This is a genomic window from Flavobacterium flabelliforme (assembly GCF_017948675.1).
Taxonomy (GTDB): domain Bacteria; phylum Bacteroidota; class Bacteroidia; order Flavobacteriales; family Flavobacteriaceae; genus Flavobacterium; species Flavobacterium pygoscelis.
In genome coordinates, this window is sequence record NZ_JAGFBU010000007.1 from 33385 (window position 1) to 46208 (window position 12824).

General features: G+C 31.6%; 13 protein-coding genes. 7 read left to right on the forward strand and 6 right to left on the reverse strand.

Annotated features, from left to right (window positions below):
• Positions 1 to 112: 112 nt before the first annotated feature.
• Positions 113 to 697, forward strand: coding sequence for a fasciclin domain-containing protein (locus J3S90_RS14365; RefSeq protein WP_188051491.1), 585 nt, complete (start codon positions 113 to 115; stop codon positions 695 to 697).
• Positions 698 to 837: 140 nt separating this feature from the next.
• On the opposite strand, the gene J3S90_RS14370 is transcribed toward J3S90_RS14365, so the two are convergent.
• The 4 genes from J3S90_RS14370 to J3S90_RS14385 form a co-directional block, all read right to left on the reverse strand.
• Positions 838 to 1389, reverse strand: a complete 552-nt coding sequence (locus J3S90_RS14370) for a DUF4494 domain-containing protein (RefSeq protein WP_188051492.1) — start codon at positions 1387 to 1389, stop codon at positions 838 to 840.
• Between the two features lie 190 nt (positions 1390 to 1579).
• Entirely contained in the window at positions 1580 to 2212 is a 633-nt protein-coding gene (locus tag J3S90_RS14375) for a nitroreductase family protein (RefSeq protein WP_210646769.1), read from the reverse strand.
• A gap of 42 nt (positions 2213 to 2254) precedes the next feature.
• On the reverse strand, positions 2255 to 2833 hold the full coding sequence (locus J3S90_RS14380; protein WP_210646770.1) for a TetR/AcrR family transcriptional regulator: 579 nt from the start codon (positions 2831 to 2833) through the stop codon (positions 2255 to 2257).
• A 1-nt stretch (position 2834) separates the two neighbouring features.
• Positions 2835 to 3224, reverse strand: coding sequence for a DoxX family protein (locus tag J3S90_RS14385; RefSeq protein ID WP_210646771.1), 390 nt, complete (start codon positions 3222 to 3224; stop codon positions 2835 to 2837).
• Positions 3225 to 3596: 372 nt separating this feature from the next.
• Between J3S90_RS14385 and J3S90_RS14390 the strand changes: the two genes are divergently transcribed.
• The 4 genes from J3S90_RS14390 to J3S90_RS14405 are packed head-to-tail and all read left to right on the forward strand — an operon-like array spanning position 3597 to position 8214.
• Positions 3597 to 4223: a TetR family transcriptional regulator gene (locus tag J3S90_RS14390; RefSeq protein ID WP_210646772.1), complete on the forward strand. Its 627-nt coding sequence runs from the start codon at positions 3597 to 3599 to the stop codon at positions 4221 to 4223.
• A complete protein-coding gene (locus J3S90_RS14395; protein ID WP_210646773.1) occupies positions 4213 to 5541 on the forward strand; it encodes a TolC family protein in 1329 nt (442 codons plus the stop codon). Before J3S90_RS14390 ends, J3S90_RS14395 begins: the two co-directional genes overlap by 11 nt.
• Positions 5542 to 5552: 11 nt before the next feature.
• Positions 5553 to 6632 (forward strand): HlyD family secretion protein, encoded by a 1080-nt coding sequence (locus J3S90_RS14400; RefSeq protein WP_210646774.1) that lies wholly within the window; start codon positions 5553 to 5555, stop codon positions 6630 to 6632.
• Between the two features lies 1 nt (position 6633).
• The gene (locus tag J3S90_RS14405) at positions 6634 to 8214 is read left to right on the forward strand and encodes an MDR family MFS transporter (RefSeq protein WP_188051499.1); all 1581 of its coding nucleotides are present in this window, start codon (positions 6634 to 6636) and stop codon (positions 8212 to 8214) included.
• A 65-nt stretch (positions 8215 to 8279) separates the two neighbouring features.
• Here J3S90_RS14405 and yaaA read toward each other — a convergent pair whose 3' ends face one another.
• On the reverse strand, positions 8280 to 9038 hold the full coding sequence (yaaA, locus tag J3S90_RS14410) for a peroxide stress protein YaaA (RefSeq protein ID WP_210646775.1): 759 nt from the start codon (positions 9036 to 9038) through the stop codon (positions 8280 to 8282).
• Between the two features lie 168 nt (positions 9039 to 9206).
• Here yaaA and J3S90_RS14415 point away from each other — a divergent pair, with 168 nt between their 5' ends.
• Positions 9207 to 9728 (forward strand): GNAT family N-acetyltransferase, encoded by a 522-nt coding sequence (locus J3S90_RS14415; RefSeq protein ID WP_210646776.1) that lies wholly within the window; start codon positions 9207 to 9209, stop codon positions 9726 to 9728.
• Positions 9729 to 9805: 77 nt separating this feature from the next.
• Entirely contained in the window at positions 9806 to 11065 is a 1260-nt protein-coding gene (locus J3S90_RS14420) for an NAD(P)/FAD-dependent oxidoreductase (protein ID WP_317192550.1), read from the forward strand.
• A 94-nt stretch (positions 11066 to 11159) separates the two neighbouring features.
• Here J3S90_RS14420 and J3S90_RS14425 read toward each other — a convergent pair whose 3' ends face one another.
• Positions 11160 to 12692: a SulP family inorganic anion transporter gene (locus tag J3S90_RS14425; protein ID WP_210646778.1), complete on the reverse strand. Its 1533-nt coding sequence runs from the start codon at positions 12690 to 12692 to the stop codon at positions 11160 to 11162.
• Positions 12693 to 12824 lie beyond the last annotated feature (132 nt).

Here is a 12824-nt window from a genome sequence, read left to right on the forward strand (position 1 = left end):
AAAATAATTTAAATTAAAAATTTTGTTTAATATTTTGTTAAAAAGATGAAACAAAATAATTAAAACACTATATTTGAGTATCTTAATTTATTATAATTTAAATATAACAACTATGAAATTAGTAAAAACAATTAGTGCATTATTATTAGTAGGAGTAGTAACTACTTCATGTGGCGAGAAAAAAACAGCAGATTCGACCGAAATGGCAGATACAACTGCAGTAGCAATGGATACAACTGTGGTAGCAGAAGTACCTACTATTGTGGGAGTGGCATCAGAAAACCCAGATTTCTCTACACTTGTAACAGCTGTCAAAGCAGCAGGTTTAGCCGAAACATTAAGCGGACAAGGTCCTTTTACTGTATTTGCACCCAATAATGCTGCATTTGCAAAACTTCCTGCTGGGACTGTAGATGGTTTATTAAAACCCGAAAATTTAGAAAAATTAAAATCAATCTTGACGTACCATGTAGTTGCAGGAAAATTTGATGCAGCAACTGTGACTGATGCGATTAACAAAAACAAAGGGAAATACACTGTGACCACAGTTCAAGGTGACAAAATTGTTTTAAGTTTAAAAGATGGAAAAGTAATGTTGGAAGACACAAATGGAGGAATGGCAACAGTTATTTTAGCGGATGTAGCTGCTTCAAACGGAGTAATACACGCAATTGATACGGTGATTATGCCAAAATAAATTTATTTATTTTTATACAAAAAAACCGTTATACATTAATGTATAACGGTTTTTTTATTGCAATTTTAATTCGCTTTTGCTAAAAATTAAATCAAGAATTTAATGATTAAAATCTTTGTAATATCTCTTCGCAGAAATTTTTAGGATACTGCTTCCTCTTCTTCTACAAACTCCATGTGATCTTCAATTTCTGCTACCACTTCTGGTTTTGAAGCTTTCAGCGCATTGAATTTTTCTAATTGCTCTAACTCCCCTTCTTCACCTGAAAAATAAGGAAAAACATCCATAATTGGTGATTCGGAGATTGCTGGAATGCTGTAATCGCCCATTGTCCCTTTCATAATACCTGTTGTATTATCAAAAGCTTCTTTTACGTCATTTGCTTGTACTAGTAAATACATATTTGTCTTACGTTCTTTTCCGCTTTCTTCATCATATGCTAATAACGACACTTTAGATTTAAACCATCGGTCTGCATTTTCAAAAGGGTGTATTTCTGCATAATTAGCCATTTTGATATTCGTGATTTTAAACTCTTCACTAATATAAGCAGACATTTCTTCTGTAATTCTACTTTCAGCTTCAGTATAAGATAAAGCATCTACAAGATAGGGTTCCGTTGTAATTTTTTGGTTTCCCGTTTCGTCTGTTTTTCTATATTTTACTTTGCATTCATACCAAATTGTGCTCATCTCTATTTATTTTTAAGGATGTCAAAGATAGATTTTAATGCTGCAAAAAAGTAATTATCTAAAAATAGATATTCACAATTTTAAAAAAATAATTCTAAAATAACTATTTCTAAATCTAAATAGAAAGTAAAAAAAATAGCCTTTTCGTGACAAAAGGCTATTTTTTTATTTTAATTAATTGTGAATGGAGTTAGTCAATTAGCGTAACTAAATCTTCTTTGCTTTTTCTAAATTTTTCTAAATTAACCAACCAGTCATTTTCAACATCTCTGTAACCAATAGGGAGAATTACACAACTTCTTAGTCCTTTTGCTCTTAGTCCCAAAATCTCATCTAAGGCATTCTCATCAAAACCTTCTATAGGTGTACTATCTACTTCCTCAAAAGCTGCTGCTGCAATTGCTTGCGAAAAAGCAATATAAGCTTGTCTTGCTGCATGCTGAAAATTTAATTCTGGATCTCTTTGAGGATATAGTCCTAGAAGCATTTGTCGGTAATTTTCAAAACCTTCATTTTTGAAACCACGAATTTCATTTGTTAGATCAAAAACCTTATTAATACGGTCTTCAGTATAATTATCCCAAGCAGCAAAAACTAATAAATGAGAACAATCGGTAATTACTGGCTGATTCCATCCGATAACTCTTATTTTTTCTTTAACTTCTTGATTAGTAATCACTATAATTTCAAAAGGTTGTAAACCACTTGAAGTTGGTGCTAATGAAGCTGCTTCAATGATGTTGTCAATTTTTTCTTGAGAGACTTTTTGACCATTCATTGCTTTAGTAGCATAACGCCATTTTAATTTATCTATTAATTCCATTTTTATTTATTTATTCTTGTTTATTTATAATGCGGTAAAATTTTAAAGTTTGATGCTATCCCAAGCCGCTTGAAAAGCATCTTTTAATACAGTATCACCTAGTTGACAAAGCTTTCTATTTTCCATATTCATCAAAAAAGCTAACGGATAAATGGTAAAAGCATACAATAAATAGGGAGAGCTATCTTTTATAATTCTATCTTCTTTTGCCTTGGTCCACAAATCAAAAAGTGGGGTAATAAATTTCAATCCTTCTTGTCTGGTTTCTTCATCAATCATTGGTGTGTTATCACATTGAGATAAAAATGAAGCTTCTTCTTTCTGATTTATTTTAAAATCTGCCATATTAAACCATATTTTTTCAAAACGTTCTTTTACACTTTTTTCAGGATCATATTCTTTGAATGCAGCTTCGGCAAAAGAAGCTTTTACGTCTAAATATAACTGATTAACCATATCTTGTTTGCTCTCAAAATATAGGTAAATAGTTGCTGGAGAAACATTGGCAAGTTTGGCAACTTTAGACATAGAGGCACCTTGAATACCACCATTATTAACTAAATTCAGTGTAGCTTTCAAAAGTGCCATTCGTTTTTCAATACTTTTTTGGAGTAATGCCATATTAATTTTTATTAAAATAGATATTTTTCAATTTCCATGCTATGCCAATAAACACAAGCTGAATAGGCAAACGAATTAAAGCTGCTTGATGACTTCCAATTGCTGGTGTATCTGAGAAAACATCCCAAATATGAATGGGTAAAAAAACAAGCATCAATACCAATAATGAAAAAGCTCCAACTCCTCTGTATTTTTTAATTAAAAGAAGTAATCCTATACCAATTTCTACAACACCAGAAACATAAATTATTGCTGTTTTAAAACCAAGAAAACTTGGAACAAAAGGAATATAAAATTCAGGTTTTATAAAATGATTTATACCTCCATAAATGATAAAAATAGCCATGATAATTAGAACTACACTCCATATTTTTTTTGCAACATTCTCCATATTTCTATTTATTTAAGAGTACAAAAGTAAAATAAAAAAAGAATGAACGTTCATAAATTTATATTTTAATTTATTTTAAATAAAATTATTATTTCAATAAAATCTATAAATGAATAATTCTGAAACAATTTTAGACCTCAAATTTTATGTTTTTTTATTCGTTAAAAAACTCATAAACAACAAAATAAAACCTACACTTTCTATCGAACTAATAAAAAATGAATTACGTAAAGCATTAATTCACATATTAATACAGGGAAATATAAATACATTTGTACGATATTAGTATTGTTAAAAATATGTTAAAATTAAATTAAACGAACGTTTAATTTAAACAGTTGTTTAATTTTGCTCTCCTAAAAAAATCAGTACTTGGAAACTAATTTTAACGATAAACAAATCAAGATACTCGAAGTAGCAGAAGTGCTGTTTTCGGAAAAAGGTTTTGATGGTACTTCGATACGAGATATATCTAAGGAGGCGAAAATAAATATCGCTATGATTTCTTACTATTTTGGATCTAAAGAAAGGCTACTAGAAGATTTAATTATTTATAGAACATCCGACTTAAAATTGCAATTAGATTACTTGATACTAGAAAATCTAGAGCCCATTGAAAAAGTAAATAAGCTAATTGAACTTTACATTAATCGTGTCAATTGCAATAGAGGAATTTACAGAATTTTACATTTCGAATTTACTTCAAAAAAGAGAAATTTAAATCACGAGGCTTTCTCTGAACTCAAAAAAGGAAATCTCAAGTCCTTAGAAGCCATTATAATAGAAGGACAAACCAAAGGTGTTTTTAAAAAGGATATTGTCATTCCGCTGATCACTCCCACTATTTTAGGTACATTTTTTCATTTTCAGATGAATAAGCCCTTTTTTGAAAACTTATTAAACTTGAATACGGAAGCTTTATATAATAATTACATCAAAACAATTCTCACAAAACACATTCAACAAACAATAAAAGCACTACTGGTATATGAAAGTTAGTCAAATAATGTTCTTAGGAATCTTCTTCATCGGAATTAATTCTATTGAAGCACAAGAGAGAACGAGTTTTTCCCTTGAGGAAGCCATTCATATGGCTTGGACCAAAAGTAATGAGGTCTCTTTGGCAAACACGAAAGTGAATACCAAAAAATATGAATTACAGTCTGTAAAAAACAATCAGTATCCTGATTTTAAGGTTTCTGGACAGTACCAACGATTAGCAAAAGCTTCTGTCGATTTAAAAATCAATAAAAACAGTGGTTCTACTAATTCTGTTCCAGTTGTAAACCAATTGATGATTGCTCAGGCAAATGCCAACTTACCAATTTTTGCAGGATTCAAAATTCAAAACAGTATAAAGGTTTACGATAATCTCTATCAAGCAGAAACAGCCAATTCTTTGCAAACTAAAGAAGATGTTGCCATGAGTGTTGTAAATTATTATGCCAGCTTGTACAAAGCACAAAAAACGGTAGAACTTCTAAAAGAAAACCAAAAGAAAGCACAACAACGTGTAACTGATTTTTTAGAATTAGAGAAAAACGGGATCATTCCTAGAAATGATTTATTAAAATCACAATTACAGGTTTCTAAAGTGCAACTTTCCTTAGATGAAGCCAACAATAATTTGAACATTGTCAATTTTTCTTTAACAACATTATTAAAATTACCTGCTGATACTAAATTAGAAGTAAAAGAAAGTGATTTTGTTGATTTTAGGATGGATAATATTCCAACAAATGAAGAACCTGCTTTGCAAAATCGTAAGGACCTAGAAGCAATACATTTTCAGGAAAAAGCAAGTGAAGCAAATATAAAAGTTGCCAGAAGTGCTTACTATCCTTCTCTATCCCTTATTGCTGGATATACGATATTAGATGTTAAGAATGTAGTTACAGTTCAAAACGCAATGAATTTTGGTGTTGGAGTTTCTTATGATTTGAGTTCGATTCTAAAAAATGGAACAATGGTAAAACTAGCGGAAAGCAAAGCATCTGAAGTACAAAATTCAGAAGACATGCTTACTGATTATATTAAAATACAAGTTCAAAAATCAATAGAAGATTATCAATTAGCCCTTAAACAAAGTAATGTTTATGGGGAAGCAGTAGAGCAATCTACTGAGAACTATAGAATTATAAAAGATAAATACGACAACGGATTATCAGACACTAATGATTTGCTAGAGGCAGATGTAGAGCAATTAAACGCTACCATTAATAAAGCTTTAGCCAAAGCTAATGTCGTTCAAAAATATTATGAGTTACTTTCAGTAACAGGACAATTATCAAAAACTTTCAACCTTTCAAAAATATAATAATTACTCACATGGAAAAGAAAAAAACAAATACAAAATTTATTATTATCCTAGTGGTATTGGTCGTATTAGGAGGAGGATATGGAAGTTACAAATACATTCACTCACTAGCACATGAGCAAACAGATGACGCTCAAATTGAGAAAAACATGAACCCGATTATTCCAAGAGTATCAGGCTATGTAAACAAAGTATATATTAAGGATAACGATTTTGTAAAAAAAGGTGATACCTTATTTACAATCGATAAAAAAGATTACCAATTAAAAATTGCTGAAGCTACAGCGGCACTAGCTGCTGCCGAAGGAAACTTTGAAGTTTCAAGAGCAGACATTAGTAGTGCTCTTGCAAGTGTTTCTGCATCAGATGCCAATGTACAATCTGCAAGCGGAAATATAGAAAGTGCTAAAATTAGATTGGCACAAATAACAAGTGATTATAATCGTTACAGTAATTTATATAAAAGTCATACGATTACTAAACAACAATACGAACAAGCGTCTACAGCAAAACAAGAAGCAGAAAACCAAGTTCATATTTTGCAACAGCAACAAAAAGCTAGTGCGTATCAAAAATCAGTTATTATAGCAAAATCTAAAGCTTCAGATAAATTAACTGAAGTAGCTGCTGCCAATATCAAAAGAGCACAAGCTTTACTAGATGCTGCAAAATTAAATATTTCCTATACTGTTATTACAGCAGCAATTGATGGGCAAGTATCAAAAATTGATATTCAACCAGGACAATTAGTACAACCAGGACAATCGTTATTTTATATTATCAACAACCAAGAAGCTTGGGTAATTGCTAATTTCAAAGAAACACAATTGAACAAAATGGTAATGGGACAAAAAGTAACCTTAAAAGTAGATGCGTATCCAGATTACAAATTTCAAGGAACGATTACTTCTTTTTCACCTGCTACAGGATCTCGATTTTCTATTTTACCTCCAGATAATGCCACTGGAAACTTTGTAAAAACAATTCAAAGATTACCCGTAAAAATAAGTTTAGATGCTTCAAACGATGCTGAAAAAATAAAATTATTACGACCAGGGATGAATGTTGATGTTGACGTACATGTAAAATAAAATGACAGGAACTGAAGACGATTTAGTAGAATATGGCTTTAGAAGAGTAATCATTACGATAACAGCAGTACTTTGTGCGCTGTTGGAGATTGTAGATACTACTATTGTCAACGTAGCTTTGACCAACATGAGGGGAAGCCTTGGCGCCACATTAACTGATGTAGCTTGGGTAATTACCGCATACGCAATTGCAAACGTTATTGTTATTCCGATGACGAGCTGGCTTTCACAACAATTTGGAAGACGTAATTATTTTGTGGTTTCCATTATTATTTTTACAACTGCATCTTTTTTATGTGGAAACGCCACTAATATTTGGGAACTTATAGCTTTTCGATTTATACAAGGACTTGGTGGTGGAGCTTTATTAGTTACGGCTCAAACCATTATAACCGAAAGTTATCCGATGGCTAAACGTGGAATGGCGCAAGCTATTTACGGAATGGGTGTAATTGTTGGGCCTACACTTGGCCCGCCATTAGGAGGTTATTTAGTAGATAATTTTTCTTGGCCTTATATTTTTTATATCAATATACCGCTTGGAATTATAGCTGCTATTTTAGCTTTTACTTTTGTAAGAAGTCCAAAATATGGTGAAAAGCTAAAAGCAAGTCAAGTCGATTGGTGGGGAATTGTACTTTTATCGGCTTTCATTGGTTCTTTACAATTTGTCTTAGAACACGGTCAGCAAGACGATTGGTTTAATAATACTACAATCACTGCACTTAGTGTGGTATCGGTTTTTGGTTTGGTATTGTTTATCTGGAGAGAATTGACTTATAAATATCCAATTGTTAATCTAAGTGTTTTAAAGGACGGAAACTTAAGAATTGGAACAATCATGTGTTTTATTCTTGGATTCGGACTTTATGGATCAACTTTAATTATCCCGATTTATACACAATCTGTTCTAGGGTGGACTGCTACTGATGCAGGATTGTTACTTATTCCAGGTTCAATAACTACAGCTTTTATGATGCCAATTGTTGGTCGATTGATTCAAAAAGGGGTTCCGCAAGGATATATGGTTGGAGTTGGATTCTTAATTTTCTTTTTCTTTACCTTAATGATGTATAATAATATGACACCAGACACCGGTACTGAACATTTATATTGGCCTTTAATTTTAAGAGGAATTGGATTGGGTTTACTTTTTGTACCGATAACCACTTTATCTCTTTCTACCTTAAAAGGAAAACATATTGGAGAAGGTGCTGCTTTTACAGGTATGATGAGACAACTTGGAGGTTCTTTTGGTATTGCTATCATTACCACTTTTATTACAAGATTCAGTCAGAAGCATCGTGTAGATTTAATCTCTAATCTTGACGGAACTAAACTTGAAGTACAAGAAAAGATTGCCTTATTACAAAAAGGGTTTATGTCTAAGGGTTTTAGTACTAACGAGGCTCTGAAAAAAGCCTATCAAGTAATCGATTATTCGGTATTAAAGCAAAGTACCGTTTTGGCTTACATGGATATTTTTCTCTACTTAGGTATTATGTTCCTTTGTTGTATTCCAATTATCTTTTTTATTAAAAAAGGAAAAAACAAAATCAATCCTGCAGATGCAATGCACTAATTTGATTTTAATAAAAAACGCCGAAATCATTATGATTTCGGCGTTTTTATTTTTATTTTAAATTATTAACGAGTAAAAACAAGCTGATTTTCTTTTGACAAATTAGCATCATATTGATAGCCATCATAATTAAATCCTGTCAAATCCTCAATGGTTTCTGCATTGGTATCAATAATATAACGCACCATCATTCCCCTAGCCTTTTTGGCAAAAAAACTAATTATTTTTAATTTACCATTTTTATAATCTTTGAACTCTGGAGTGATTACTGGAACTTTTAAAGCTTTGACATCAATAGCTGAAAAATATTCATTGCTCGCTAAATTAACAAATAATTCCCCTTCCTGAAGTTCTTTATTTAATGCTTTTGTGATGATTGGTTTCCAAAAATGATATAAATTTTGACTCTCATCAATAGCTAATTTTGTTCCCATTTCTAAACGATACGCTTGCATTAAGTCTAGTGGTTTTAGCAAACCGTATAAACCAGAAAGAATCCTTAAACGATCTTGTAAAGTATCTAATTTATCTAAAGGAATCGAAAAAGCATCTAATCCCGTATAAACATCTCCATCAAAAGTATAAATCGCTGGACGTGCATTTGCTGTAGTAAAAGGTGCTTTCCATTCTTGATTTCTTTTCCAATTTAAATCTGCTAATTTATCCGAAATGCTCATTAAACTTGCTAATTCAGCAGGTTTTTTATCTTTTAAAATTTTATGAACCTCTCTCGATTCCTTTAAAAAAGACGGTTCTGTATGTTGTGCAGTTGGTAATTCCTTTTCGAAATTTAAAGATTTAGCTGGCGATATCACAATTTTCATATACTCTACTTTTAGTTCTTTTTTATTGATTCTATAAAAGTAGTGATAGAAATTAATAAATAGAAACTAATCAAATTGATTTTTATAATAACACCATAGATTTATTAAGTGCAAACTGGCTTTATTTGCTTATTTTTGAGTTTAAATAAATTTTAATTTTCTGCATAAATGAATCCAATTGAAATCCGATTAGCAACAATAATTGATTTAGAAACCCTGCGAAAATTAAGTATTCAAACATTTACAGAAACCTTTGAATCGGTTAACACCGCTGAAAATCTTGCAAACTATATTGAAAAAAGTTTTAACACAAAGCAATTATCAACAGAGATACTTAATGTTAATTCTGCCTTTTATATTGCTTACTCTAACGAGGAACCTATCGGTTATATAAAAATAAATAGTAATGAAGCCCAAACGGAACCTATTGATATTAATGCTTTGGAAATACATAGAATTTATGTAATAAACCCTTTTTATGGTAAAAGCATTGGACAATTATTACTCCAAAAAGCGATCGATATAGCACTAAATAATAACAGCTCAATGATTTGGTTGGGTGTGTGGGAAGAAAACAAAAGAGCACTTCAATTTTATAACAAACATGGTTTTGTAATCTTTGATAAACATATTTTTAGATTAGGAAATGACGAACAGACTGATTTATTAATGAAGATTAAAATTCAATAAAAAAAGCTTTGAAGAGTTCTGGATAATTTAAAATTTTCTTATTTCGAATCGAGATGAACTAGATTTAATGTATTTTTGTGGAAAGATTATCAAAAAACATGAAACAAGATGTAATTATCATTGGAGCAGGATTAGCAGGACTTTCTGCAGCTGTACATTTACACCGTCAAGGACTAAAAGTATTAATTATAGAAGCTACAGAGCGAGCAGGAGGAAGAATAAAAACTGACTCCCATGAAGGTTTTCTTTTCGATCGAGGTTTTCAGGTTCTTTTGACTGCCTATCCAGAGTCAAAATCATTGCTCAATTATAAGGATTTAAATCTAAAAAAATTGTTACCTGGTGCGACTGTACTTTATGATAATGGTCAATTTGAGATTGCAGATCCTTTCCGAAGACCGTCAGCGGCCTTCGCTACTCTTTTTGCTCCTGTTGGTACATTAAAAGATAAAATAAAGACACTTTGGCTAAAAAATAAATTACAAAAATTAACTATAGAAGAAATTTTTCAACAGCCAGAACAAACGACTCGAAAGCAATTATCAGACTATGGGTTTAGCAACAAAATGATTGATCGTTTTTATGGTCCTTTCCTATCTGGAATTTTCTTAGAAAACAAGCTACAAACCTCGAGTAGAATGTTTGATTTCGTGATGAAAATGTTTTCTGATGGCGATGTAGCAGTTCCCGCTTTAGGAATGGAAGAAATTCCAAAACAATTAGTTGCAATACTTCCTGAAAATAGTATTCGTTACAACACACAAGTAGTTGAAATAAATGAAAATAGTGTAATCACTTCCGATGGAACTGTTTTTGAAGCCAATCAAATTCTTTTGGCTACCAACGCTAATTCATTAAGTCAAAAATTTTTTCCTAAACAAAAAATGACTTCACATCAAGTAACTACTATCTATTTTGAAGCGAATAAAGCACCTACTGATAAAGCCGTAGTCATACTTAATGCCTCAACCAATAAAAAATGGGTAAATAATTTGACTATAATGTCAAATGTTGCTGAAACTTATGCTCCAAAAGGGAAAGTGCTTATTTCTGTTTCTTACAACGGAATTCCACCTCTTGATGATTCTACTCTTGCCGAAAACATGAAACAAGAACTTAAAAGATGGTACGGTGAAAAAGTAGATTCATGGAAAATGCTAAAAGCATATCGAATTGAATATGCATTGCCAAGTCAGGAAAGTGTACGAAATGACATCAAGAGTTCTGAAATTAAAATCTCAGATACGCTATATATTTGTGGAGATAATTTGCTAAACGGTTCTATTAATGCCGCCTTAAAAACTGGAAGATTAGCAGCGGAAGCCATGACACGATAATTTTTTATTTTAAAACTGATATCCAAAAAGTAAAACTTCACCTGTTCTAATGATATAAAAAAGAGGATAAAGAAGGTGAAGTAATATTTTTTAATTAATCCGTTGCCACCTTATAAGTAGGGTCCTCGATAATGTTTACTTCAATCATTTGATCTGCATTTTTTAATAAGGTTTTGCAATCTGCACTCAAATGTTGCAAATGCACTTTTTTATTTAGCTTCGCATATTTTTCGGTAATTTTATTAACGGCATCAATCGCGCTCATATCTGTAATTTTACTTTCTTTAAAATCAATTATTACTTCATTTGGGTCATTAGAAACGTCAAATTTTTCTAGAAAAGCAGTTGTAGAAGCAAAAAACAAAGGACCATATATTTCATAATGCTTCACGCCTTTTTCATCGATATATTTCTTAGCACGAATTCTTTTAGCACTTTCCCAAGCAAATACCAATGCAGAAATTATCACTCCAATCAAAACCGCTAGAGCTAAATTATGAAGTAAAATAGTTATTACGGCAACTGTTATTCCAACAAAAATATCATGTTTGGGCATTTTATTGATGATTCTAAAACTTGCCCATTCAAAAGTGCCAATCGCTACCATAATCATAACGCCAACTAAGGCTGCCATTGGCAATCGCTCAATTACAGGAGCACCAAATAAAATAATTAGCAAAATTGTTAATGCTGCTATAATTCCAGACAAGCGGGCCCGAGATCCTGCCGAAAGGTTCACCAACGTTTGGGCAATCATTGGACATCCTCCCATACCAAAGAAAAATCCATTTAGAATATTAGAACTTCCTTGTGCTATACATTCTCTATTACCATTCCCTTTTGTCTCCGTAATTTCATCTACTAAAGTTAAAGTTAAAAGTCCTTCTGTCAGTCCTACACAAGCCATGATTAAAGCATAGGGAAATATAATTTGTAGCATTTCTAAATCTAAAGGTATATTGGGAATGTGAAACGGCGGAAAACCACCACTTATAGAAGCAATATCTTTGACAGTTTTGGTTTCGATTCCAAAGAAAAATACTAAAGCAAATAAAACTATAATTGCCACTAATGACGGTGGAATTGCTTTAGTTATTTTAGGAAAAAACAAAATGATTGCAATAGTAAGAGCTACTAATCCTGACATGATTAGCAAAGGAGTTCCGGAAAGCCATTCTACTTGACCGTTAACTACTTTCTTGAATTGTTCTAACTGTGACATAAAAATGACAACGGCCAACCCGTTTACAAATCCAAACATTACAGGTTGTGGTACCAAACGTATAAATTTTCCTAATTTAAAAATACCAACTAAAATTTGTAAAACTCCTGCTAATACCACAGCTGCAAATACATATTCTAATCCGTTTGATTTCATTAAAGCAATTAAGACAATTACGGTAGCTCCTGCTCCTCCAGAAATCATTCCAGGTCTTCCTCCAAATACAGCTGTAACTAAACCTGCAATAAAAGCGGCATATAAACCCATTAAAGGGGGGAAACCAGCTAATATTGCAAATGAAAGTGATTCTGGAATCATTGTCATAGCAACTGTTAAGCCTGCTAAAATCTCGGTTCTAAAATTGACTTTTTGTGAAAAATCAAATAAATTAAATACTTTTTTCATAAATAGTAAGTGATTCTGGCTATACTGGAACAAACAGAAATGATTTCAAAACAAATAAAATTTCTGAAAAAGAAGCTGTTGAATTTAACTACTATAAATTAAAGTAGGTTCTGAGTGGAGCGTTTATTTTTG

Bases quoted from the DNA above. Each gene is read 5' to 3' on its own strand.
- J3S90_RS14365 (WP_188051491.1), top strand. From the start codon at position 113: ATGAAATTAGTAAAAACAATTAGTGCATTATTATTAGTAGGAGTAGTA.
- J3S90_RS14370 (WP_188051492.1), bottom strand. From the start codon at position 1,389: ATGAGCACAATTTGGTATGAATGCAAAGTAAAATATAGAAAAACAGAC.
- J3S90_RS14395 (WP_210646773.1), top strand. From the start codon at position 4,213: ATGAAAGTTAGTCAAATAATGTTCTTAGGAATCTTCTTCATCGGAATT.
- J3S90_RS14375 (WP_210646769.1), bottom strand. From the start codon at position 2,212: ATGGAATTAATAGATAAATTAAAATGGCGTTATGCTACTAAAGCAATG.
- J3S90_RS14415 (WP_210646776.1), top strand. From the start codon at position 9,207: ATGAATCCAATTGAAATCCGATTAGCAACAATAATTGATTTAGAAACC.
- J3S90_RS14405 (WP_188051499.1), top strand. From the start codon at position 6,634: ATGACAGGAACTGAAGACGATTTAGTAGAATATGGCTTTAGAAGAGTA.
- J3S90_RS14385 (WP_210646771.1), bottom strand. From the start codon at position 3,224: ATGGAGAATGTTGCAAAAAAAATATGGAGTGTAGTTCTAATTATCATG.
- J3S90_RS14380 (WP_210646770.1), bottom strand. From the start codon at position 2,833: ATGGCATTACTCCAAAAAAGTATTGAAAAACGAATGGCACTTTTGAAA.
- J3S90_RS14400 (WP_210646774.1), top strand. From the start codon at position 5,553: ATGGAAAAGAAAAAAACAAATACAAAATTTATTATTATCCTAGTGGTA.
- yaaA (WP_210646775.1), bottom strand. From the start codon at position 9,038: ATGAAAATTGTGATATCGCCAGCTAAATCTTTAAATTTCGAAAAGGAA.
- J3S90_RS14425 (WP_210646778.1), bottom strand. From the start codon at position 12,692: ATGAAAAAAGTATTTAATTTATTTGATTTTTCACAAAAAGTCAATTTT.